The organism is Gracilibacillus sp. JCM 18860, assembly GCF_055395245.1.
In genome coordinates this window covers 2,681,787-2,705,643 of record NZ_AP043868.1, presented here as the reverse complement: position 1 = coordinate 2,705,643, position 23,857 = coordinate 2,681,787, and the positions used below count along the sequence as shown (strand labels likewise).

General features: G+C 40.4%; 25 protein-coding genes, 3 rRNA genes and 1 pseudogene. 3 read left to right on the top strand and 26 right to left on the bottom strand.

Going from position 1 to position 23,857, the window contains the following annotated elements:
* The 7 genes from ACZ5R4_RS13695 to metG form a co-directional block, all read right to left on the bottom strand.
* Positions 1–180 carry a small, acid-soluble spore protein, alpha/beta type gene (locus ACZ5R4_RS13695; RefSeq protein WP_054789161.1) on the bottom strand — a complete coding sequence of 60 codons (180 nt, stop codon included), beginning with the start codon at positions 178–180 and terminating at the stop codon, positions 1–3.
* Positions 181–332: 152 nt separating this feature from the next.
* A complete protein-coding gene (veg, locus tag ACZ5R4_RS13690; RefSeq protein WP_054789160.1) occupies positions 333–599 on the bottom strand; it encodes a biofilm formation stimulator Veg in 267 nt (88 codons plus the stop codon).
* Positions 600–839: 240 nt separating this feature from the next.
* The gene (gene rsmA, locus ACZ5R4_RS13685) at positions 840–1,715 is read right to left on the bottom strand and encodes a 16S rRNA (adenine(1518)-N(6)/adenine(1519)-N(6))-dimethyltransferase RsmA (protein WP_109984882.1); all 876 of its coding nucleotides are present in this window, start codon (positions 1,713–1,715) and stop codon (positions 840–842) included.
* Positions 1,703–2,269 carry a ribonuclease M5 gene (gene rnmV / locus ACZ5R4_RS13680; protein WP_054861443.1) on the bottom strand — a complete coding sequence of 189 codons (567 nt, stop codon included), beginning with the start codon at positions 2,267–2,269 and terminating at the stop codon, positions 1,703–1,705. Before rnmV ends, rsmA begins: the two co-directional genes overlap by 13 nt.
* A gap of 123 nt (positions 2,270–2,392) precedes the next feature.
* Positions 2,393–3,655: a G5 and 3D domain-containing protein gene (locus ACZ5R4_RS13675; protein ID WP_054861442.1), complete on the bottom strand. Its 1,263-nt coding sequence runs from the start codon at positions 3,653–3,655 to the stop codon at positions 2,393–2,395.
* Between the two features lie 168 nt (positions 3,656–3,823).
* Positions 3,824–4,591, bottom strand: coding sequence for a TatD family hydrolase (locus ACZ5R4_RS13670; RefSeq protein ID WP_054861441.1), 768 nt, complete (start codon positions 4,589–4,591; stop codon positions 3,824–3,826).
* Between the two features lie 108 nt (positions 4,592–4,699).
* On the bottom strand, positions 4,700–6,643 hold the full coding sequence (gene metG / locus ACZ5R4_RS13665; protein ID WP_464367504.1) for a methionine--tRNA ligase: 1,944 nt from the start codon (positions 6,641–6,643) through the stop codon (positions 4,700–4,702).
* Positions 6,644–6,933: 290 nt separating this feature from the next.
* On the opposite strand from metG, the gene ACZ5R4_RS13660 reads away from it, so the two are divergent.
* The gene (locus ACZ5R4_RS13660) at positions 6,934–7,209 is read left to right on the top strand and encodes an AbrB/MazE/SpoVT family DNA-binding domain-containing protein (RefSeq protein ID WP_054789157.1); all 276 of its coding nucleotides are present in this window, start codon (positions 6,934–6,936) and stop codon (positions 7,207–7,209) included.
* 77 nt (positions 7,210–7,286) lie between these two features.
* On the opposite strand, the gene rsmI is transcribed toward ACZ5R4_RS13660, so the two are convergent.
* From rsmI to ACZ5R4_RS13585, 15 genes are all read right to left on the bottom strand, one after another.
* Positions 7,287–8,153 carry a 16S rRNA (cytidine(1402)-2'-O)-methyltransferase gene (gene rsmI, locus ACZ5R4_RS13655; protein ID WP_464367503.1) on the bottom strand — a complete coding sequence of 289 codons (867 nt, stop codon included), beginning with the start codon at positions 8,151–8,153 and terminating at the stop codon, positions 7,287–7,289.
* Entirely contained in the window at positions 8,116–8,430 is a 315-nt protein-coding gene (locus ACZ5R4_RS13650; protein WP_109984886.1) for a GIY-YIG nuclease family protein, read from the bottom strand. Before ACZ5R4_RS13650 ends, rsmI begins: the two co-directional genes overlap by 38 nt.
* Positions 8,417–9,169 (bottom strand): tRNA1(Val) (adenine(37)-N6)-methyltransferase, encoded by a 753-nt coding sequence (locus ACZ5R4_RS13645; protein ID WP_347836777.1) that lies wholly within the window; start codon positions 9,167–9,169, stop codon positions 8,417–8,419. The genes ACZ5R4_RS13650 and ACZ5R4_RS13645 overlap by 14 nt, the downstream gene beginning before the upstream one ends.
* An 88-nt stretch (positions 9,170–9,257) precedes the next feature.
* Complete coding sequence (gene yabA / locus ACZ5R4_RS13640; RefSeq protein WP_054789156.1) at positions 9,258–9,602, bottom strand: DNA replication initiation control protein YabA; 345 nt, start codon at positions 9,600–9,602, stop codon at positions 9,258–9,260.
* 14 nt (positions 9,603–9,616) lie between these two features.
* The gene (locus tag ACZ5R4_RS13635) at positions 9,617–10,444 is read right to left on the bottom strand and encodes a PSP1 domain-containing protein (protein ID WP_109984888.1); all 828 of its coding nucleotides are present in this window, start codon (positions 10,442–10,444) and stop codon (positions 9,617–9,619) included.
* A gap of 6 nt (positions 10,445–10,450) precedes the next feature.
* Positions 10,451–11,440, bottom strand: a complete 990-nt coding sequence (gene holB, locus ACZ5R4_RS13630) for a DNA polymerase III subunit delta' (RefSeq protein ID WP_109984889.1) — start codon at positions 11,438–11,440, stop codon at positions 10,451–10,453.
* A gap of 110 nt (positions 11,441–11,550) precedes the next feature.
* Positions 11,551–11,991: a YaaR family protein gene (locus ACZ5R4_RS13625; RefSeq protein WP_054861692.1), complete on the bottom strand. Its 441-nt coding sequence runs from the start codon at positions 11,989–11,991 to the stop codon at positions 11,551–11,553.
* Between the two features lie 18 nt (positions 11,992–12,009).
* The gene (locus tag ACZ5R4_RS13620; protein ID WP_054789155.1) at positions 12,010–12,339 is read right to left on the bottom strand and encodes a cyclic-di-AMP receptor; all 330 of its coding nucleotides are present in this window, start codon (positions 12,337–12,339) and stop codon (positions 12,010–12,012) included.
* 27 nt (positions 12,340–12,366) lie between these two features.
* Positions 12,367–12,993 (bottom strand): dTMP kinase, encoded by a 627-nt coding sequence (gene tmk / locus ACZ5R4_RS13615; protein ID WP_054861697.1) that lies wholly within the window; start codon positions 12,991–12,993, stop codon positions 12,367–12,369.
* Between the two features lie 3 nt (positions 12,994–12,996).
* A complete protein-coding gene (locus ACZ5R4_RS13610; RefSeq protein WP_464367502.1) occupies positions 12,997–14,460 on the bottom strand; it encodes an aminotransferase class I/II-fold pyridoxal phosphate-dependent enzyme in 1,464 nt (487 codons plus the stop codon).
* Positions 14,461–14,474: 14 nt separating this feature from the next.
* Positions 14,475–14,669: a sigma factor G inhibitor Gin gene (locus ACZ5R4_RS13605; protein ID WP_054789151.1), complete on the bottom strand. Its 195-nt coding sequence runs from the start codon at positions 14,667–14,669 to the stop codon at positions 14,475–14,477.
* Positions 14,670–14,751: 82 nt separating this feature from the next.
* A complete protein-coding gene (locus tag ACZ5R4_RS13600; protein WP_054861696.1) occupies positions 14,752–15,174 on the bottom strand; it encodes a GNAT family N-acetyltransferase in 423 nt (140 codons plus the stop codon).
* Between the two features lie 123 nt (positions 15,175–15,297).
* Positions 15,298–15,414 (bottom strand): 5S ribosomal RNA (gene rrf / locus ACZ5R4_RS13595).
* Between the two features lie 100 nt (positions 15,415–15,514).
* A 23S ribosomal RNA gene (locus tag ACZ5R4_RS13590) occupies positions 15,515–18,429 on the bottom strand.
* A 275-nt stretch (positions 18,430–18,704) separates the two neighbouring features.
* Positions 18,705–20,266, bottom strand: a 16S ribosomal RNA gene (locus ACZ5R4_RS13585).
* The 16S, 23S and 5S rRNA genes sit together here, the layout of an rRNA operon.
* Positions 20,267–20,687: 421 nt before the next feature.
* Here ACZ5R4_RS13585 and ACZ5R4_RS13580 point away from each other — a divergent pair.
* Positions 20,688–21,443: a transposase gene (locus ACZ5R4_RS13580; protein WP_464367501.1), complete on the top strand. Its 756-nt coding sequence runs from the start codon at positions 20,688–20,690 to the stop codon at positions 21,441–21,443.
* A pseudogene (locus tag ACZ5R4_RS13575) lies at positions 21,401–22,234 on the top strand (IS3 family transposase); the annotation flags it as partial. The gene ACZ5R4_RS13580 and the pseudogene ACZ5R4_RS13575, both read left to right, overlap by 43 nt.
* Positions 22,235–22,335: 101 nt before the next feature.
* Here ACZ5R4_RS13575 and ACZ5R4_RS13570 read toward each other — a convergent pair.
* The 4 genes from ACZ5R4_RS13570 to ACZ5R4_RS13555 all read right to left on the bottom strand — a co-directional run bounded on the left by ACZ5R4_RS13570 (position 22,336) and on the right by ACZ5R4_RS13555 (position 23,857).
* Positions 22,336–22,599 (bottom strand): pro-sigmaK processing inhibitor BofA family protein, encoded by a 264-nt coding sequence (locus ACZ5R4_RS13570; protein ID WP_054788591.1) that lies wholly within the window; start codon positions 22,597–22,599, stop codon positions 22,336–22,338.
* Between the two features lie 96 nt (positions 22,600–22,695).
* On the bottom strand, positions 22,696–22,911 hold the full coding sequence (locus ACZ5R4_RS13565; protein ID WP_054860854.1) for a YaaL family protein: 216 nt from the start codon (positions 22,909–22,911) through the stop codon (positions 22,696–22,698).
* 14 nt (positions 22,912–22,925) lie between these two features.
* Complete coding sequence (gene recR / locus ACZ5R4_RS13560) at positions 22,926–23,522, bottom strand: recombination mediator RecR (protein ID WP_054788589.1); 597 nt, start codon at positions 23,520–23,522, stop codon at positions 22,926–22,928.
* Between the two features lie 11 nt (positions 23,523–23,533).
* Entirely contained in the window at positions 23,534–23,857 is a 324-nt protein-coding gene (locus tag ACZ5R4_RS13555; RefSeq protein ID WP_054860853.1) for a YbaB/EbfC family nucleoid-associated protein, read from the bottom strand.

Below are 23,857 nucleotides of genomic sequence, written 5' to 3'. Positions count from 1 at the left end.
CTAGGCTTTGTCCCTTTTCATACTCTCTTCCGCTATTTGCACAGCTCTTTTCACCATGCTTCCAGCTTCTCGAGCTGTTATTTCTCCCCAACCGTGTTGTGACACCTTGTCGTAAAAACCTAATTCTTTAGCAAGCTCTTCCTTAAAACGTTCAGACATGATTCCTCGTCTTCTGCCCATAGAAGATACTCCCCCTCTGTCGTTTCATACGACAGTTATAGCTTATGCCTAATCCGATGGTTTATCCTTTAATAATAATGGTATGTAAGTGAAATTCGGGGAGATGATCCAATTTCTTTTTAAGCAAAGAAAAAAAGCAGCAAACATATTGTTTACCGCTCTCCTACCGCTGCTTTTTCTAATTCGTCCATAAAATTTAATTCAACTGTTTCCGTTAGAACATCTGCATAACTATAAGAAACACGCTCGAACGCATTTTCCTCCTGGTCTAACTCTACAATAAATACAGAAGGAAAAGTTTCAGCTAATGTTCCATAGCGCTCAATGGTCTTTTTCCTTCCACCATTAGCTCTAATCTTAAGTCGTTTGCCAACATTACCATCTAGGCCTTGTTTGATTTCAACCAATGTTTTTGCCAATGCACTCCACCTCACTACATATAGTATACTACATTCTTGTCCAACAGTCAATTAAAAATATTCTATTATAACAATATTAATTGAAAGCTGTCAATAAGAAAATCTCAATTATTCGAAAAATAAGTTAGCCACCTAGTACCTCACACTTCTGCTACAAGTAGTTTGTCTTACTTTATGAAAATTATGTATACGATAAGGAATTCTTTCTAAATTGGTAAATGCTTCGGTGCTTAAGGACGGTTAGCGTTGGTTGTAAAATGTATTAGCTAATAGGGCAAATTCCTCCATTGTTAGTGATTCAGCCCTTCTCGTGCCATCAATTCCCGTCTCTTGTAGAGTTTTTTCAATCATTGGTTTGTCAAGATTCGCAAAATGTCTTGATAAATTATTTCTCAATGTTTTTCTTCTCTGTTGGAAGCATGCTTGTACGAATAAAAAGAAAAAGTCCTCATCCATCACATCTACAGGTGGCTTTTTTCGCATTTGCAAGTGCAACACGGCGGAATCTACGCGAGGCTGTGGCATAAAAACAGTTTTCGGGACAATCATTTCGACACTTGCTTCTGTATAATATTGAATAGCAATGGACAATGAACCATATTCTTTTGTATTTTCGGTAGCTGCCATTCTATCTGCTACTTCTTTTTGGATCATTACCGTGATACTGGATATAGGTAGTTTAGCCATTAGCAAGTGCATTAAAATTGGTGTGGTAATGTAATAGGGTAAATTGGCAACTATTTTTATTTCTTTTTCATCATAAAAATTTTGTTGTAATAGGCTCTGTATGTCGGCCTTTAAAATATCTTGATTGACAATATTCACATTATCATAAGGACTTAACGTATCCTCTAATATTGGTACTAAACGCTGATCAATCTCAAATGCCACCACTTTGTTCGCATAGATGGCAAGCTGTTCTGTCAATGCCCCTATTCCTGGTCCAACTTCAATCGCATTTGTCTCCTTCGTAATATCGGCAACATTCAGAATATTTTTAAGAATATTAACATCAATGAGAAAATTTTGTCCTAAGCTTTTCTTGAAAGCAAATCCATACTTTTTCAGTATTTCTTTTGTCCTGTTTGGTGTTGCGATTGCTTTTATGTTTGCCATTTGCCTTCCTCCTGCAAAATCTGCTCCATCGCCTGCTTCAATTCATTTTGATCTATATGAAACATTTGAAGTCTTTTTAATAATTGCTTGCCATTTACATAGCCAATTCTTAAGGAGATACCTAATTGTTTTCTTCTTTCCTTTGCACCTTGGCCACCTATAAGTCCATATTTTAATAAATCAGCTCTTGTCAGTGTATTCACACCATCTTCTGTGACTTCATAGACCGCTTTTAGTGCTTGGCGAATAACAGGGATGGATGCATGCTCAATTCCTAACCCTTTGCCATTTTTAGCTACCGCTTCTTCCTTTGTCAAAAAAGCATGCTTACAGCCAGGAACGTGCTCATCAATAATTTTACGAATTCGTTGTCCAGGATAGTCAGGATCAGTGAATATGATCACTCCTCGTTTCTGCTTAGCATGGGCTATTTGATCTAATGTTTGCTTATTTATTGCGGAACCATTTGTCTCAATGGTATCTACATCAAGTGCTTGTTTTAGCTTTGCTGTGTCGTCTTTCCCTTCCACTACTATTATTTCTTTTACCTTCAAGGAATATCCTCCATTTCATCATCTCCACTTATTATACCACGGAAAAAGAAGCAATGTCGCTAGCAAATAGCATAGAAAAATCCGAGCTCATTCATCAATGAACTCGGATTTATTGACTGATAGCTATTCTAATATTTTTACCTTTACTCGTTTACTCCCAAAGCTCATAGCCTGCTTTTGGGTTGGCATATGAACATCGATACGGTTCCCTTTAATAGAACCACCAGTATCTCTTGCGACAGCATACCCATAGCCTTCTACCCAAACCTTTGTGCCAAGAGGAATTACACTTGGATCGACTGCCACGACGCCATTCGGGTTCGCCTTCAAGTCATAGCCTGTCGAAGTCAAACCACGACCATCACAGGAAGGACAATCCCAATTGTAAGCAGTAGCATGCATATAAATGGTTTTACTACTACTTTCACTTCCTCTAGATACCGTCGTTCTAACCGTATTTTTTTCGGCTGTTGCTACTGTTTTCGTATCAGTAGAGCTAGGCGTTGGTTGTTGCGTTTCTTGTACCTCTTTTGTGCCAACAGCAACTACCTTATCCTGGCTTTCTTTTTTTACTTCTTCTTTGATTAGTTCACGTGAAACTTCTTCCCCATTTTCCAAAACGACTTCATAATGTTTTGCAATGACGCCATTTTCTCCTTCAGAAACCACTTCCTCTGTTCCCTTCGTCAAAGAGGCATCGCTTTGCTTTACGGTCGCGAATTCCTTCGGTTCTTCAACTACGTCTGTTACTTTTTCTACTCTTGTTATATTAATCACAGACGCATCCTTAATCTTTGCACTTTGCTTAGGTTCAACTCGATCTAATTCAGACAATGTCGTATCCGTTTTGGCTAGTAACTCTTCAACTGTAGCCCCAATTGTCCAGACTTTTTCCTTTTGACCTGCATCATTAATCGTGACCTGGAATGCTTTTAAGATATCGACAATCATTCCATCTTTGATCTTGTTATCCATGGCTACAGACAATTGATCATGCTCTCGGAGATTCAAGTCCACCTCTCCAACAAAATCCTCTACTCGGTCTGCAGTCGTATAATAGACTTTTTCTTCTCCATTTTGTCGAACGATTACCTGATCTGCAACCGTGTGTTCGATTTTCATTTCTGAGGAAACTATGTCATTTAACTTATGTGATAATTTATCATGTTCTGCTACATGTATGTTTAATTGTTTGAGCACTTCTTCTACAGTATTCGCGTGGGTACGAACTGTAGTCGCTTCGCCTTCTTGAACAACGGTGACCTCTGCCTTAGAAATTTCATAAAATAAAAAACTAATAGTTCCTATAATAGCAAATAGTGTAACAGCATAGACAAAGTCTTTGTTGTTCAATAGGTTTCGCAAGCTGAAAAGACGTTTTAACATTCTCTCACCCTCCTTATGCTCGCCGTTGTATTATATATAGTTAAAAAAAAGCTGTCAAACAGGCGTTTACACAAAAAGAAACAGAAAAACCCTTGATTTCTAAGGACTCTTCTGTTTCTTTCATTTAAATATTTCAAATTCATTACATTATCGTAACAGGCAGTAATACTATTGGATGCCAAAAAAGCGTTTAGCATTTTCTGTCGTTATCTTACAAATGCTGTCATAATCAACACCGCGAAGTTCGGCAATTTTCTCAGCAACAAGTCGGACATATGCCGGTTCATTTCTTTTCCCTCGATTTGGATGTGGTGCTAAAAAGGGACAATCGGTTTCAATTAATAAGCGATCCTCCGGAACCGCAATCGCCACCTCTTTCGGTAGCTTAGCATTTTTAAACGTAACTGGACCACCTAAAGAAATATAAAAGTTCATAGCAAGACAGGCATCCAGGTAATCAGTAGAATCATTGTAGCAATGCATAATCCCACCAACCTCATTTGCCTTTTCCTCTTGTAGGATCTTAATTATATCCTTTGTCGCCTCCCGATTATGGATAATAATCGGCAATTGAACCTTTTTGGCTAATCGAATTTGTTTTCGAAATACTTCTTTTTGTACATCCTTAGGAGACTTATCCCAATGATAATCAAGACCCATTTCTCCTATTGCGACAACCTTTGGATGGTTTGCTAATTGTTCTATGCGTAAAAGGTCTTCTTCTGTCATATCAATCGCATCAACAGGGTGCCAGCCAACCGCTGCATAGATAAAATCATGCTCCTCGGCAAGCTCGATCGCTTTCGGTATTGTCTCATTATCAAAGCCGACGATGACCATATGCTCTATCCCTGCATCCCTCGCTCTTTTTATGACTTCCTCTCTATCTTCTTCAAATTGTGCGACATTGAGATGAACATGTGTATCAAATAACATGTTTATGCCTCCTTCGTTCCAATATAGTAAAACTAATAATCACAACATATAAAATAGATATACCTCCGTTTCACTTTAAAGGAAATGGAGGTATATTAGAATGATGCATTATTTTACGACAGAACCATTCGGTAAATCTGATTCAACAGTAGCTAAGGATAGCTTACCATCCTTGTCTTCACCTGAGAGGATCATACCCTCTGATAGCTCCCCGCGCAGTTTAACTGGTTTTAAATTAGTTACACAAATAACCTTTTTACCTACCATTTCTTCAGGTGTATAGAATTTGGCAATACCGGAAATGACTTGACGCTTTTCTTCCCCTAAGTCTAATTGAAGGCGGAGCAGTTTATCTGCATTTTCCATTTTTTCTGCTCGAACCACTTCTGCTACCTTTAAATCTAGCTTCATAAAGTCGTCGTAGGTTACTTCATTTGTTTTAGCGGTGTTTTTCTTCTCAGGCTCTGGCTGCTTCATCATATCTTTAATAATTTTCACTTCTTTTTCGACGTCTAAACGTGGAAAAATTGGATCTTTTTTGACGATAGAAGTGCCTTCTGCTATCACACCAAACGCTCGTGCACTATTCCACTCCTGATCTTTTTGCTCTGTCACCCCGATTTGCTCAAATATTCGGGCTGGAGTTTCCGTTAAGAATGGGCGTAGTAAGATTGCAATACGACGCAAACTATCTGTTAAATGGGCCATAACATTCCCGAGGCGAGCTTTTTTATTGTCGTCCTTTGCTAATACCCATGGCTCTGTTTCATCGATATATTTATTTGTTCTACTAACATATTTCCAAATACTGGTTAAGGCGACCGAGAATTCCATTTCATCAAGTGCTTTTTCTACATTTTCGATCGTTTCTTGACCAAGCTTCTCTAGTGATTGATCAAATTCGTCCTCTGATGCATTAAAAGCAGGAATTTTTCCATCAAAATATTTTTGAATCATCGCAACCGTACGATTAAGTAAATTTCCTAAGTCATTCGCTAAATCATAATTGGTTCGATCCACAAATCCTTCTGGTGTGAAAACACCATCAGAACCAAATGGTACTTCACGTAATAAGTAATAACGCAGTGCATCAAGGCCATAACGATCGATTAAATCGATCGGGCTGACAACATTCCCCTTGGATTTAGACATCTTGCCATCCTTCATCAAGATCCAACCATGGGCAAATACTTTTTTCGGTAATGGTAAATCAAGAGCCATTAGCATAATAGGCCAATAAATCGTATGGAAACGAACAATTTCCTTACTCATTAAATGTACATCTGCCGGCCAATATTTTTGGTATAGGGAATCATCATCTGAACCATATCCAAGTGCTGTAATATAATTCGTTAATGCATCAATCCATACATAGATAACATGCTTCGGATCACCAGGTACCTTAATTCCCCAATCAAAGGTCGTTCTCGAAACAGCTAAATCCTCAAGACCTGGCTTAATGAAGTTGTTGATCATTTCATTTTTACGGCTTTCTGGCTGAATGAATTGCGGATTTTCTTCATAAAAAGCTAATAAACGATCTACATATTTCCCCATTTTAAAGAAATATGATTCTTCTTTTACTTGTTCCACTGGTCCACCACAATCTGGGCATCGACCATTCTCTAGCTGACGCTCTGTAAAAAAGGATTCACAGGAAGTACAATAGCTTCCCTCATATTCATCTAAATAAATATCCCCTTGATCTACTAATTTCGCAAAAATCTTTTCGACAACTTTTTTATGTCTTTCTTCTGTTGTTCGAATAAAATCATCGTTAGAAATATCAAGTTTTTGCCACAATTCCTTGATGCCACTTACAATATTATCGACATACTGCTGTGGCGTAACGCCTGCTTCATCCGCTTTTTTTTGAATTTTTTGTCCATGTTCATCCGTTCCCGTTAGATAACGAACATCATAACCACGCAAACGTTTATATCTTGCCATGGCATCCCCTGCAACTGTACTATAGGCATGACCAATATGTAAATTACCACTTGGGTAATAAATTGGTGTAGTTATATAAAAAGTTTTGCTATTTTCTGACATCGGGCAATCCTCCTTTTATTTTTTCCATCTCAAAATCAGTCTGCTTATATTGTAGCGATTTTTCGTTTACTTTTCCATTATTATTGCATATTCAGCCAATTTCATAAGAAAAAGGTTGAAAAAATACATTTTTTAAAGAAAAATGTCGAATCTCAGTAATACTTCCATTTCCTTAAAATTTCTTGAAAAAATCTCAAAATTCGTTTGACATTAATGGCAACTAATGGTATTATAACGCTATAGATGTCGAATCTTGCCGAATTTTTATTTATTGAAGGGGAGAATAAATAATGAAATCAACTGGTATTGTACGTAAGGTAGACGAATTAGGTCGTGTCGTTATCCCGATTGAACTTCGTCGTACACTAGGAATTAACGAAAAGGACGCGCTTGAAATTTACGTGGATGATGAAAGAATTATCCTACAGAAGTACAAGCCAAACATGACATGCGCTATTACAGGTGACATCTCTGATGACAACCTATCACTTGCGGATGGCAAGTTAATTCTAAGCCAAGAAGGCGCAAAACAGTTAATTGAAGAAATCCAAAGCAAAATGAAGTAATGAAATATTAACCCGAACTGATACAGTTCGGGTTATTTTGTACTTCTGGATTTTTTTCGATAAATGCTTATCTTGTTCTAATCTGTATGATAAGCCTGGTATACTTCACGCTTTGGAATCTTTCTCTCCTTTGCGACAACCTTAATCGCTTCTTTGCTTGAAATATCTTCAATAGCAGCTATTCTTTCTACATGTTCTTTGAGTGTGAGTGGATCCCACCAGTTCTCTTCCTCTGTCCATGCTTGACCTTCTAGGACAATACAGCATTCGCCTTTAAAGGTACGATCCTCCGCCCATTTGGCAACATCACTTAATGCACCACGAGTGAATTCTTCAAACTTTTTGGTTAATTCTCTTGCGATGCTAATTTGTCGATCTCCTAAGCTTTCTAATAAATCACTTAACGTATCTGATAGTCGATATGGCGATTCATATAAAATAATCGTCGAATCCTGCTTCTTTAACCGCTCTAAAGCATCATCTCGATCCTTTTTTTTCCGTGGTAAAAAACCATAAAAATAAAATTGCTCCGTCGGCAGGCCTGAACCAACTAATGCACATAATGCTGCACTTGCCCCAGGTAATACAATCACCGGAACATCTTCTTCGATTACCGAATTCACGATATCATAGCCCGGATCAGATATTCCAGGCATTCCAGCATCGCTCACTAAGGCTAATTTCTCTCCATCTGCTAATTTAGCTAAGATCGCTTCTCGTCTTTCCAGCTTATTGTGCTCATGATAGCTTAAGAACGGCTTTTTTATTTCAAAATGATGCAATAATTTCCCTGTATTCCGCGTGTCCTCTGCCAAAATTAAATCTGCTTCTTTCAAAATTCTCAGTGCTCTTATCGTGATATCCTCTAGATTGCCAATCGGGGTTGGCACAATATACAAGACACCGTTATCGTATGGCTCTGAAAAGCTTTTTTGAATCTTCATCCTCTTCACCTATCTTTTGATTTGCTTCATGAATCAAAGCTAATTTTCTTTGCTTAGGTAACTTCTTTATCTGTGCCTCAAGCTGCATGGCTTCTGATTTTGTTTGACATTTTTGCTTGTAAACGAGGGTAAAAGGCGCTCTTCCTCTTGTATATTTGGCTCCCTTACCTTCCATATGCTTTTTCAGGCGCTTAGCAACATTTGTTGTATAGCCTGTATATAGAGTTTGATCCTTACACCTCAATATGTATACATAATGCTGACTATTGCTTGCCATATAAGATCCCCTCTAACTCTTCTGAATATTGATCATTGTCGTAAAACGCAAACAAAGGTGGTAGTATTTTAAGATCTGGCTTACCATCTCGAATGCCTTCGATGAGGACGATATTCGCCTCTTTATCCTTTTTCGGATAGACCAATCGCATTCGCTTTGGTTCTATCTTGTATTGTCTGAAAAGGGTTAGTATATCCATTAATCGTGCAGGACGATGCACCATCGCTACCTTACCTCCTGATTTCGCAAGACGACTACAGGCTTTTACCACATCCTCTAGCGTACAAAAGATCTCGTGACGTGCTATCGTTAAATAATGATTTTCGTTCTGGTGTGCTTTATTTTTCGTTTGAAAATATGGTGGGTTGACGGTAACGACATCAAACTTGTTGTTACCGAAGCGGGTAGGCATGTCCTTAAGATCACCGTGGATCATACTAATTTGATCCTCCAGCTTATTTAATCGGACATTTCGTTCTGCCATGTCATAGAGTCTAGCTTGGATCTCTACACCCGTAATGGGAACGTTCGTTTTTCGCGATAACAATAGAGGAATAACAGCATTCCCACTACATAAATCGAGAATCTTCCCTTTTTTTAAAGGTATTTTTGCAAAATCTGCTAATAATACTGCATCTAATGAAAAGGCAAAAGCACTTTGGCTTTGAATGATCTTCATTGTTTCATCTGCCAATAAATTGTCGAGTCTTTCATCTTCTTTTAACTGCAACTTGTTCATCACCTTGTCTTTACATAATAAGTTATAAAAGTCCTCACTGTATAAAAAGACTGACATGTAAAACGCCAGTCTTTGTGAATAGAGTCAATTATTTCGTTTTATTTAAAAACAATAAACAGAACAAGCAATCCCCATCCTGTCTTGGGCTACCGAAATGGACATTACAGATATGAAAACCTTCCTCATATAATCGTGCTAGGTTATCATATCCTTCTCCAATGGCTAAGTCACCTTCTTCGTTCCCTTCACTCTCTTCTTTCTTCTCTTGTTTCTCCTCCATCCGATTACGTAGATGGTGATTTTCCATCTCTAATCGATGATTTTCTTCGAGGATATCTCGTAACTGCTGTTTTAAATCACCCAGCTGTTGATACAATTGTCCGATCTGTTCCTCCATATCTGAAACCTGTTCAAATAATTCTTTTTTTTTCAAGTGTTTTCACCCCATCATTCTGCAGCCTGGGTCTTTATAACGCCTTCTTCCATTAATTCATCTAGTGTGTACTCAACGACTCTTTCCTTTTCAGGGATTTCTATTTGGATCAATCTTTCTAGAATATTCAAACCAACGACTTTACCATTGCCATAAGAAGTTTTAATACTTTCCCCTAAATCTGGTAGCTCACGCTTTGCTGTTTCATAATCATCATTTTCATATTTTAAACAACACATCAAGCGACCACATAGACCAGATATTTTCGAAGGATTTAAGGAGAGGTTCTGATCCTTTGCCATTTTTATCGATACTGGCTCAAAGTCTCCTAAAAAGGTTGAGCAACAAAGCATACGACCACATGGGCCAATTCCTCCAAGTAATTTAGCTTCATCTCTTACCCCTATTTGGCGTAATTCAATCCTTGTTTTAAAGACAGAAGCTAAATCCTTTACTAGATTACGAAAATCTACCCTACCATCTGCAGTAAAGTAAAAAATAACTTTATTCCGATCAAAAGTATATTCCACATCGACCAAGTTCATTTCTAAATCATGTTCTTTAATTTTTACCTGGCATGTCTCATATGCTTCTTGAGCGACTTCCTTATTTTCTAGAACGAGTACTTTATCTTTCTCATTCGCCATACGAATCACTTTTTTCAGTGGTAGTACGACATCTTCCTCGTCTACCTCTTTATTCGCTACGACTACCTTACCAAACTCTATGCCACGAACGGTTTCTACTATCACATAGTCCTCGTTCGTAAACTTAACCTCATCAGGGTCAAAATAATATATTTTACCCGCTTTCTTAAAGCGGACACCAATAACTTCTATCACTAAAGTTCACCTCTGTATTTGAAGTGTTAATTGCTCCATGACTAATTGTGGATGGACGTTTTGTTCAAGCTTTCTCTTCGCTTCCATAATAGCTTGGAGGTTCTCTGTTACATTTTTCATTGACCAGAACATGCTAGAAGCCTCGATTTTCTCCATTTGATGAACGAATACGATCTTTGAATGCTCCTCAAGATGATATTGAAGCAAATCTCTAAAAAATACTAGCAATAAATCTAGCCCTTCTTGTAACTGATTCCTCTCTTTAAAATGCGGCATCCATTGAGTGTGCAAAAATACTGGCACTTCGTCTTTGTTGTGCTGAAGCATTTCAATTAATTGTACCACTAACTTTCGCGCCTGTGCAAACCAAGTATCCTTACTTTTTTCGATAGCATCCTCCACATTTTGTGTAAAGATCGTCATTAGCTTAGCAGAGGCCGCCGATAACCCTTCTTTTAGTAATTGTTCTTCTAATTGCTTGGGGTTAAGAGGGTGTAGAGACATGATTTGGCACCGAGACCGAATAGTGGAGAGGACTGCTTGACTATTTTCTGTTAACAGGATAGCGGTTGTCTTTTGACTAGGCTCCTCTAAAAACTTCAATAATCGGTTAGCAGCATTGTCTGTCATTTTATCGGCATCAACAATTATATATACTTTTGTATTTGATTCTAATCCAGTATAAGTGAATTCCTTTTGTAGATGTAGAATTTGGTCTTTTTTAATACTCGCACCATCTGGTTTAACAATATGCAAGTCAGGATGATTGCCACTTTCAATACGTCGACAATCTCTACACGTTTGGCAAGGCTCTTCTCCGTTCTTATGCTGACAAAAAATACTTTTAGCAAACATATGAGCGAGTGCATATTTCCCTGCTCCTTTATCCCCTTGAAATAAATAGGCATGAGAGATTCGACCCTTTGCAATACTATTCATCATCATTTTACTAATAATTGGCTGTCGTTTTTTTATATCTAACCATGAACTTACCATATATTGGCCTACCTTCTATTTTTAACCTTTTATATTAAATCCATTGTGTAAAGAAAAAAGGATTGATTAGTATTTGAAGCTAATCTATCCTCCCCCTCTTGGTTATCATATTACGTATATAAGTTAATGAGTAATCCTTTGATCTCACCAATTACATCTAAGATTTCAATTGAGTTTTTTTCTTGATCCAATACCGCTTCCGATAATTCGACTAGTTTCTCATCGATCTCTTTGACGATCGTTAATCTTCTGTTATCGCCATCCATTAAGAAGCTGTGCGATTTCTTTAATCCAAGACCAAAGTTAACCGCCTCTTTGACAAAGCGTTTTACCATCCTTTTATAGGCAGCTAAATCCTTAAATGAACGAAATCGAGCAATCCTTTCTCCTTGCGCTGTCAATTCGGACATTAATTTTTGCAATTCTGCTTGCTTTAATTGGGTAGATTCAGCCTTCACTAAAGAATCAAATCGCTGGTTATTCACCCTTTTTTGTTGCTCATTTTTGTTCATTGATTCCAGCTGTGTTCTCATTTCTTGGCTAATTTTCATCCTAATCCTACCTTTAGTTTAAAATTGATGAAACTCATCAACAGGTACAACAAAAACTGTTGCTCCTCCCACCTCTACGTTAATAGGGCGTGGAATATAAGAGTCGGCACTACCTCCCATTGGAGATACAGGAGAAACCATTTGCTCTCTTTGGCTACAATTATCCTTGATAATAGCTAAACCTTCTTCAACATACTTATCCTCACAGCCCACCATTAAAGTTGTGTTACCTTCCTTTAAGAATCCGCCTGTGGAAGAAAGCTTCGTTGTCTTAAAATGCTTTTCATTCAACGCATCTATTAATCGGTTACTATCCTTATCTTGAACTACAGCCAAAATTAATTTCATCCTTACCGCCTCCTTTATGATATTTTATTAAGGGAGAAAGCCTTCTAACACTTTATATGCTGCATTTTCTACATTTATTATATCAGAATTTGCATCGATCTTCTTGATCCGTTGTGGAAATTTTTCAATTAATTGTTGATAGGCATCATAGACCTGTTGGTGAAAGGATAAGGCCTCTACATCTAATCGATTTTTTTCTCTATCTTTATTATGATCAATTCTCGCTAAACCATCCCTAGGAGAAATATCAAAAAACAAGGTCAGATCTGGCATCCTACCATCAATCGCAAATTGATTGATTTGATACACTTCTTCCATACCAAGACCTCGCCCTACACCTTGATAGGCTAAACTACTATCAATAAAACGATCGCATAAGACAATTTGATTTTTTTCTAATGCAGGAATAACCACTTCTACTAAATGCTGTCTTCTCGCTGCAGCATATAACAATGCTTCTGTTCTTGCATCCATCATCGTATGGGACCGATCTAGAATAATCCCTCGGATTTTTTCGGCAATGGGAATGCCACCTGGCTCTCTTGTGGTGACCACTTGATAATTCTCTTTTTCTAAGCGTTGGGCCAGTCTATTTAGCACGGTCGTTTTACCAGCACCTTCGCCTCCTTCAAAAGTTATAAATAATCCTGACAACATTCATTCTCCTTCAGATTGGTCTTTCTTTTCCTTCTCGAAAACATACAATCCATCTAATACGTTAGATGGTTGGAATAAGATATGGTTTGCCTGGAATGTATGGATTTGCTGCACATGTTCGTCTGTAATATATTCCCCTTTCACCAATAATGGAATTCCAGGGGGATACGGGACAATAGCTTCAGCAGCTATGTAACCAATTGTATTCTCAAGCTTTACCCACTTACTATCTTTTTCTTTCATCTCTTGATAGGAAAGTGCCAATTCGTTCGTTCTATATGGAATAAAACGATTGTTTGTTTCTATTCTATCATGATTTGTTAACAATTTTAATCGATCTTTTATTTTTTTGATCGTATTCTTTAGCGATCTTACCGGTATAGTTGGTTCTAGCCCAAAGATAAATAAGATATCTTGTTCTGTTACGAGCTCTGGGATGAGTCCTTCCGATTGACATACTTCTGCCACCATCGCTGGTGTTAGGGAAGGATTTATTTTCCACACACATTTTAATGGATCATCCATTTCCTCTTGTTCTTCTAGTCGCCAGAAATCATTTGTTGCAAAAATTTCACGGGCTTCGTCCATATAACGCATTAATTGGTAAAATTGCTCCCTTTTATAATTTGCTAAGTAATGTCTCGCTAAATCTAAGCTAATCATAATTAAATAAGATGGACTGCTAGATTGCAACATTTGTAAATAATATTGAAGTCGGTGAACATCTACTCGCTCTGTTTTATTTACATGTAAAAAAGCCCCCATCGTTAAAGCGGGGGTCATTTTATGGGCAGATTGGACAACTATATCAGCACCTAACGATACTGCTGATGGGGAAGATAGATATGGGATAGAAAAATGGCAGCCATGTGCTTCATCAATTAAAACGACCATATTTCTTTGATGTGCTTTTTCTATCATTTGTTTTAGTTCAAAGGTTTTTCCAAAATAATCTGGATAAGTTAATATGAGTGCTTTTGCCTCTGGATAAAGCTCGCTAGCGTTTTCTAATGTTTTAATAGATGGATGATCATAACGTTCTGTATCATGATCAAATTCAGGAGCAAGAAATACTGGTCGGACACCAGCAAGCTCTAATCCATGTAAAATAGATTTATGACAATTTCGCTGTACAAGTACCATATCGCCCGATTGACAAGTAGCCATTATCATCGCTAGATTTCCAACTGTACTACCATTTACAAGGAAAAATGTTTCCATAGCACCAAACCAATTCGCTGCTAATTGTTGTGCATCCTTTATCATTCCTTCAGGTGCATGGAGATCATCCAAGCCTGGTAATTCTGTTAGGTCAAATCTTAAAACTTCTTTAAAATGTTCGTATCCGATTTCATTAAAAATTCTTCCATTTTTATGACCTGGTACGTGTAAAGAATATGGTTGTTTTTTTGCAAGCTCAAGTACTTGATCATATATTGGAGTTTTTCTTTGGTTGATTTCCATTGCTTTTATCCTCACTATTGAATCATTGAAGTAGTTTGATTGATTGCCTTCAACTTTTTGACAAAATAGTCGTAATGACTATCCGAAGGGTTTGTAGCGACAATCTCTTTCTCACATTCGTGACAAATAAACATATGATATAAATAGATTCCATCTTTCTTTGATTGATCACATACTCCGCAGTGTGTGCTGAATGTTTTTTCCTTCATTTTTTACACCTCCACTACTATTGTGACCAATCTATGAAAATATATTCCTACTTTATAGAAAAAATTTTTTCACGTGAAACAATTATAAAGGTGCTTTAAATACATAACTAACCTTATCATAATTCATCTTTTCTTCATAGAATCGATGGGCGTCCTCTCGTTGCAATCCTGAGGAAAGTGCGATACTTTCATAATCATTATCTTTTGCCCATTGATGAAGATAAGAAAGTAATTGCTTTCCATAACCTAGTGATCGATGATTATAATCTGTAACTAGATCACAAACCCAAATAAATTTACCATAATAGAGAGTGATCATCGGTTGAAACCCAATCACAGCTATTATTTCGTTCTCTACTATTAATGCAACCATTTTATAATTTTCTTTTTCTTGCGCCTCTTTTACTAATGCTAGATACTCTTGCTCTTTCAAATGTGATCTTAATTGCTTGATCACCTTATAGGCAGTTTTTATTTCATCTTCTGTATGTAACTCGTTTATCATAACTCCTTGCACGATTCAACTTCCCCCTTTTTAAGGATACTATAACATGGACAAAATTCAATGCCTCCTCCATATACAAAAAACCTCTTAGTTTTAATGTTAAAACTAAGAGGCTTTTCCGTTGCCTGGCAGCGTCCTACTCTTGCAGGGGCGTGAGCCCCAACTACCATGGGCGCTGGAGAGCTTAACTACTGTGTTCGGTATGGGAACAGGTGTGACCTCTCCGCTATCGCCACCAGACTTGGTGGATATAAGCTAATCCTTATTAAGATGGGAGAAACTATACCATCAAAACTAGATAAGAAGTAGACAAACCATTGGCTTTTCATCCAAAGAACGTATAGATAAGTCCTCGATCGATTAGTATTCGTCAGCTCCACATGTCACCATGCTTCCACCTCGAACCTATCTACCTCATCGTCTCTGAGGGATCTTACTCACTTAAAGTGTGGGGAAGTCTCATCTTGAGGGGGGCTTCATGCTTAGATGCTTTCAGCACTTATCCCTTCCATACGTAGCTACCCAGCGATGCTCCTGGCGGAACAACTGGTGCACCAGCGGTGTGTCCATCCCGGTCCTCTCGTACTAAGGACAGCTCCTCTCAAACTTCCAGGCGCCCACGACGGATAGGGACCGAACTGTCTCACGACGTTCTGAACCCAGCTCGCGTACCGCTTTAATGGGCGAACAGCCCAACCCTTGGGACCGACTACAGCCCCAGGATGCGATGAGCCGACATCGAGGTGCCAAACCTCCCCGTCGATGTGGACTCTTGGGGGAGATAAGCCTGTTATCCCCGGGGTAGCTTTTATCCGTTGAGCGACGGCCCTTCCATTCGGTACCGCCGGATCACTAAGCCCGACTTTCGTCCCTGCTCGACTTGTAGGTCTCGCAGTCAAGCTCCCTTCTGCCTTTACACTCTTCGAATGATTTCCAACCATTCTGAGGGAACCTTTGGGCGCCTCCGTTACTCTTTAGGAGGCGACCGCCCCAGTCAAACTGCCCACCTGACACTGTCTCCGAACCGGATCACGGTTCTGGGTTAGAAGGTTCATACAGCCAGGGTGGTATCCCACCGGCGCCTCCACGTAAGCTAGCGCTCACGTTTCCAAGGCTCCCACCTATCCTGTACAAGCTGTACAAACATTCCATATCAGGCTACAGTAAAGCTCCACGGGGTCTTTCCGTCCTGTCGCGGGTAATGCGCATCTTCACGCATAGTATAATTTCACCGGGTCTCTCGTTGAGACAGTGCCCAAGTCGTTGCACCTTTCGTGCGGGTCGGAACTTACCCGACAAGGAATTTCGCTACCTTAGGACCGTTATAGTTACGGCCGCCGTTTACTGGGGCTTCAGTTCAACGCTTCGCTTACGCTAACGCATCCCCTTAACCTTCCAGCACCGGGCAGGTGTCAGCCCCTATACTTCGCCTTTCGGCTTCGCAGAGACCTGTGTTTTTGCTAAACAGTCGCTTGGGCCTTTTCACTGCGGCTTACTCGTAAGTAAGCACCCCTTCTCCCGAAGTTACGGGGTCATTTTGCCGAGTTCCTTAACGAGAGTTCTCCCGATCACCTTAGGATTCTCTCCTCGCCTACCTGTGTCGGTTTGCGGTACGGGCACCCTTTTCCTTGCTAGAGGCTTTTCTTGGCAGTGTGAAATCCGGAACTTCGGTACTCATTTTCCCTCCCGATCACAGCTTGTGATTGCCAGACGGATTTGCCTATCTGACTCACTCACTGCTTCGACGCACACGTCCAGTCGTGCGCTTTCCTTATCCTACTGCGTCCCCCCATCACTCAAACGGAATTGGGTGGTACAGGAATATCCACCTGTTGTCCATCGCCTACGCCTTTCGGCCTCGGCTTAGGCCCCGACTAACCCTGAGCGGACGAGCCTTCCTCAGGAAACCTTAGGCATTCGGTGTAGAAGATTCTCACTTCTATTTCGCTACTCATACCGGCATTCTCACTTCTAAGCGCTCCACCAGTCCTCACGGTCTGACTTCCCTGCACTTAGAACGCTCTCCTACCATTGTTCGTAGAACAATCCGTAGCTTCGGTGATACGTTTAGCCCCGGTACATTTTCGGCGCAGCGTCACTCGACCAGTGAGCTATTACGCACTCTTTAAATGATGGCTGCTTCTAAGCCAACATCCTGGTTGTCTAAGCAACGCCACATCCTTTTCCACTTAACGTATACTTGGGGACCTTAGCTGACGGTCTGGGCTGTTTCCCTTTCGACTATGAACCTTATCACCCATAGTCTGACTCCCAAGGTAATATGATTGGCATTCGGAGTTTGACTGAATTCGGTAACCCGGTGAGGGCCCCTAGTCCAATCAGTGCTCTACCTCCAACATACATCCCTTGAGGCTAGCCCTAAAGCTATTTCGGAGAGAACCAGCTATCTCCGTGTTCGATTGGCATTTCACCCCTACCCACACCTCATCCCCGCACTTTTCAACGTACGTGGGTTCGGGCCTCCAGTCAGTGTTACCTGACCTTCACCCTGGACATGGGTAGATCACACGGTTTCGGGTCTACGACCCCCTACTATCTCGCCCTATTCAGACTCGCTTTCGCTGCGGCTCCGTGTCTTCCACTTAACCTTGCAGGAGATCGTAACTCGCCGGTCCATTCTACAAAAGGTACGCCGTCACCCATAAAAGGGCTTCGACTACTTGTAGGCACACGGTTTCAGGTTCTCTTTCACTCCCCTCCCGGGGTGCTTTTCACCTTTCCCTCACGGTACTGGTTCACTATCGGTCACTAGGGAGTATTTAGCCTTGGGAGATGGTCCTCCCGGATTCCGACGGAATTTCACGTGTTCCGCCGTACTCAGGATCCACTCTGGAGGAAACACGCTTTCGACTACAGGGCTGTTACCCGCTGTGGCTGACCTTTCCAGATCGATTCGTCTAACGTATTTCTTGGTAACTCCGTATAGAGTGTCCTACAACCCCAAAAAGCAAGCTTTTTGGTTTGGGCTAATTCCGTTTCGCTCGCCGCTACTCGGGAAATCGCGTTTGCTTTCTCTTCCTCCGGGTAATGAGATGTTTCAGTTCCCCGGGTCTGCCTCCTCTATCCTATGGATTCAGATAGAGGTTCTACTCCATGACGAGTAGAGGGTTTCCCCATTCGGAAATTCTCGGATCAATGCTTACGTACAGCTCCCCGAGACATATCGGTGTTTGTCCCGTCCTTCTTCGGCTCCTAGTGCCAAGGCATCCACCGTGCGCCCTTTTTCACTTAACTATACTCATGCTTCAGATGAAAAAGTCGTTGGTTTTTATTTGATGTCTTGTCATCAGTTTCGTGTTGGCTTCTTTTGGTGCCTTCACGTCCTGATTTCTTCTTATCTAGTTTTCAAGGTACAGCTTCCACACGAGGTGGTAACTTCTGTATTCGTCACAAGACGTGACGGGTTTTGACAGAAGATCCTCTGAGCATCAATCGCTCAAAACTGAACCAAACAACCAAGTACAATCTATGATGATCTACGCTAATAGATCATTTCCTTATATCCTTAGAAAGGAGGTGATCCAGCCGCACCTTCCGATACGGCTACCTTGTTACGACTTCACCCCAATCATTGGCCCCACCTTCGGCGGCTGGCTCCAAAGGTTACCCCACCGACTTCGGGTGTTGCCAACTCTCGTGGTGTGACGGGCGGTGTGTACAAGGCCCGGGAACGTATTCACCGCGGCATGCTGATCCGCGATTACTAGCGATTCCGGCTTCATGTAGGCGAGTTGCAGCCTACAATCCGAACTGAGAATGGTTTTATGGGATTGGCTTCACCTCACGGCTTCGCTGCCCTTTGTACCATCCATTGTAGCACGTGTGTAGCCCAGGTCATAAGGGGCATGATGATTTGACGTCATCCCCACCTTCCTCCGGTTTGTCACCGGCAGTCACCTTAGAGTGCCCAACTGAATGCTGGCAACTAAGATCAAGGGTTGCGCTCGTTGCGGGACTTAACCCAACATCTCACGACACGAGCTGACGACAACCATGCACCACCTGTCATTCGGTCCCCGAAGGGAACTCCCTATCTCTAGGGACATCCGAAGATGTCAAGACCTGGTAAGGTTCTTCGCGTTGCTTCGAATTAAACCACATGCTCCACCGCTTGTGCGGGCCCCCGTCAATTCTTTTGAGTTTCAGCCTTGCGGCCGTACTCCCCAGGCGGAGTGCTTAATGCGTTAACTGCAGCACTAAGGGGCGGAAACCCCCTAACACCTAGCACTCATCGTTTACGGCGTGGACTACCAGGGTATCTAATCCTGTTCGCTCCCCACGCTTTCGCACCTCAGCGTCAGTTACAGACCAGAGAGCCGCCTTCGCCACTGGTGTTCCTCCACATCTCTACGCATTTCACCGCTACACGTGGAATTCCGCTCTCCTCTTCTGTACTCAAGTTCCCCAGTTTCCAATGACCGCTTGCGGTTGAGCCGCAAGATTTCACATCAGACTTAAGAAACCGCCTACGCGCGCTTTACGCCCAATAATTCCGGACAACGCTTGCCCCCTACGTATTACCGCGGCTGCTGGCACGTAGTTAGCCGGGGCTTCCTCGATAGGTACCGTCAAGGTACCGCCCTATTCGAACGGTACTTGTTCTTCCCTAACAACAGAACTTTACGATCCGAAAACCTTCTTCGTTCACGCGGCGTTGCTCCGTCAGACTTTCGTCCATTGCGGAAGATTCCCTACTGCTGCCTCCCGTAGGAGTCTGGGCCGTGTCTCAGTCCCAGTGTGGCCGATCACCCTCTCAGGTCGGCTATGCATCGTTGCCTTGGTGAGCCGTTACCTCACCAACTAGCTAATGCACCGCGGGCCCATCTGTAAGTGGTAGCTTGCGCCACCTTTCCACTTCGGTTCCTATGAACTAAAGTACTATCCGGTATTAGCCCCGGTTTCCCGGAGTTATCCCAGTCTTACAGGCAGGTTGCCCACGTGTTACTCACCCGTCCGCCGCTCGTTCCACTCACGTCCTCCCGAAGGATTCAGTCAGCTTCCCGCGCTCGACTTGCATGTATTAGGCACGCCGCCAGCGTTCGTCCTGAGCCAAGATCAAACTCTCCATAAAATAGATGCACCGAAGTGCTTGTGTTGATCAAGCTCGCTTAAAGCTAGCATGTTCTTACTTTTTGTACTGGTTGTTTTGTTCAGTTTTCAATGATCAATTTCAATATCGCTTTTTTAGGCGACCAAATTATTATATCATCCTACAAAACTAAAGTCAATAGTTTTTTTAAAAAATATTTTAGAGGCTGCCTCTCAAAAGCTGCTTGATTATAGTAACACATAGATAACTTAAAAAGCAATAGTTTTTGCTATCCAATTTTTACCTAAGTTCGATTGAGCTTCATTAAGTATTTTTTAAGATTCACTTACTTCATCATTTTCCCGTAAGAGCATAAATAGAAAAAATGGCTCCATCACCTGAAGTGATATGCTCCCCCTAAAGTAGACACTTAAAAAAGTAAAACTACTTTAGGGGGATTTTTATGCGTTTAAATAGTAAGCATACAGCTGAAGAGTTGGAATGGTATATTCAAATGTATCTGAAAGATGGAATAAGTATTAAAGAATTACGTGAAACATTTGGTTTATTATTAAGTGAATCGGCCTTTCGTCAAAAGGTGCTGAGATACCAAAATCATGGTCTAAAAGGAATTCAAACGACATCAAGAAATAATCATTACAGTGAAGAGTTTAAACAGTCCGTTATTAACGAGTACCTCGTAGAATGTATACCCTTTAAACAATTAGCTCGGAAATATAATATTCCAAATCCTGATACTGTAAGAAGTTGGATCATCAAGTATACTAGAGGGGAAAAGAATAGGAGTTATTCTCCCAAACCCGAGGTGTATACGATGAAGAGTCGAAAAACGACACAAGAAGAGAGAATTGAAATCGTCAAAGATTGTTTAAATACTGGTTTATTGTATAAGGAAACAGCTAAAAAATATCAAGTTTCTTATAATAATGTTTATTCATGGGTTCAAAAGTACAAAGAGCATGGCCCTGACGGGCTGGTAGATGGACGAGGTCGCGGAAAGCCAGACAAGATCCAAACAGATGAAGAAAAGTTACGAACGGAAATTGAGGCATTAAAAGCACGAAATGAGTACCTTGAAACAGAGAATACTGCGTTAAAAAAGTTAGAAGAAGAGGAAAGAGAGTTGATGTTACGCAAACGCGGCATGAGGCCGAATACCAAACCATTAAAAAACTCGAAAAAAAGGGATTCAAAATAACCATACTTTGTGAAGCATTAGGTGTGAGTCGCTCGGGTTATTATAAGTGGTTCCATCGGAAACCAACAAAAACAGAGAAGCGCTTAAGACACTTGAGCGCTTGCATTCAAAAGATATATGACGAACATAAAGGGATTTATGGTTATCGTCGAATCACGATCTATCTCAACCACTTCCTTAACGCTCAAGTGAATCATAAATGTGTGTACCGCTTGATGCGCTTAGTAGGCTTAAAAGCCGTTATCCGTCGGAAACGTTACAACTATAGACCACATAAACCGCAACACGTGGCTGAAAATGTCCTAAATAGAGAATTTCAAGCAGAGTATAACGCGATGGAGGTCTTATTAACAGATGTCACTGAATTTAAGTACGGAGTTCATTCGAAAGCTTATTTAAGTGCCGTCTTAGATTATGGTGAAAATAAAATTGTAGCCTATAAATTATCCCGACATAATAACAATGCCTTAGTACGAGATACGATTACTCAGATTAAAGATACCATTATACCAGCGAAAACATTATTTCATAGTGATCGCGGCTTTCAATATACGTCCCATGGATTTAAACGTTTTGTGGAAGAACACCAGATTACCCAAAGCATGTCGCGTGTTGGTAAATGCATTGATAACGGTCCGATGGAAAACTTTTGGGGGATCATCAAGGAAGAGATGTATCGACTAACCACTCATAACACATTTGAGGAATTAGAAAAAGATATTGAGGCTTATATTGAATTTTATAATACAAAGCGCGTGACGTTGAAGATGGGGTTAAGAATTCCAGCATAAAAAAGCCATGCATGGAAACCATACATGGCACAAAATATTTTGTTTATTTACCTGTCTACTTGACAGGGGGCAGTTCATTTTGCTTAACACTTTATTTAATACTAAGGAAGAATAAAAATGTGGATTGCTGTTAATGAAGCGATACCTGGCACACCCAATAAACCTGCTACAACTGCTGTAAAGATATTAATAGGTATATGAAGACCAAGGGAAGCACCGAATAGATTAAAGAAGAACAAGAACAACACACCGATGGTCACTTTTACGACACCTTGTCCTAAAACGCGCGAAAATTTCAGTGGAATCCCTTTGGTCAACAACAAAACAATTAAAATTAGCAGACCTGCAATAACCCAAATATTCATACAACCTGTCCCCTTTTTGTCCATATGATTATGTTTCTATCTATATGAAACAAAAGCGTAAAATAGAATAGAGAATGTAATTATTTCTCTTCTAGTCTAATCACCTGCAGAAACCTTTCGATATTTAGCTTCTTTAAGCAGATAGAAGTATTTTGCCTTTGCTAACGCCAAATCAAATCTTCCCTGCTCTGTCGGCTCTATACTTCGTTCCATAATACTCTCGAGGTTTTTCCAATCCTTTTTCAATTGATAAATATTGGTTAATAATTGTTGGTTCATCGCTGCTTTTTTTATTTTTTTATGTGCCGCCATCTTCTTCACCTCTATTATACTTCTCGTCTTCCTTCTAGAGCTTTTGATAAGGTTACTTCATCTGCATATTCCAAATCGCCACCCATTGGCAATCCATGAGCAATTCTAGTCGTCTTTATTCCAGAAGGTTTAACAAGTCTGGAGATATACATCGCTGTTGCTTCTCCTTCGATATTTGGGTTTGTAGCCAAGATTAATTCCTCTACCTCTTCGTCCTTCAAACGATTAATTAAAGAAGGAACATTGATATCTTCCGGGCCGATACCATCCATCGGAGAAATTGCACCGTGTAGTACATGGTATTTGCCATTAAATTCACGCATCTTCTCCATCGCAATCACATCCTTTGGATCTTGTACAACACAGATTAAAGACTTATCTCTTGATTCATCTTGACAGATTGCGCAAGGATCTTGGTCCGTTATATGCCCGCAAATACTACAATGTGTTAACTCTCTTTTGGCGTTCGCTAACGCCTTGGCGAAATCTAACACATCATCTTCTTTCATATTTAATACGAAGAAAGCCAGGCGGACGGCCGTCTTTGGACCGATTCCTGGCAATTTTGTAAAACTATCAATTAACTTAGAAATTGGTTCTGGATAATACATGACAGTCCCTCCTAGAACATGCCTCCAGGTAAATTTAATCCTTTTGTAAATTTGCCCATCGTGTCATTCGTTTTGTCATCAACTTCTTTTAGCACTTCATTTGTTGCAGCTAAGATTAAATCTTGAAGCATTTCGATATCCTCCGGATCTACTACCTCTTCTTTTATTTCAATGTCAGTCAGCTCTTTTTTTCCATTTGCCACAACCTTAACCATTCCACCACCAGCTGTTGCTTCAAAGGTCATTTCTTGTAGCTCTTCTTGTGCCTTCATCATATCCTTTTGCATTTTTTGCATTTGTTTCATCATTTTGTTCATGTTTCCTCCACCACGCAT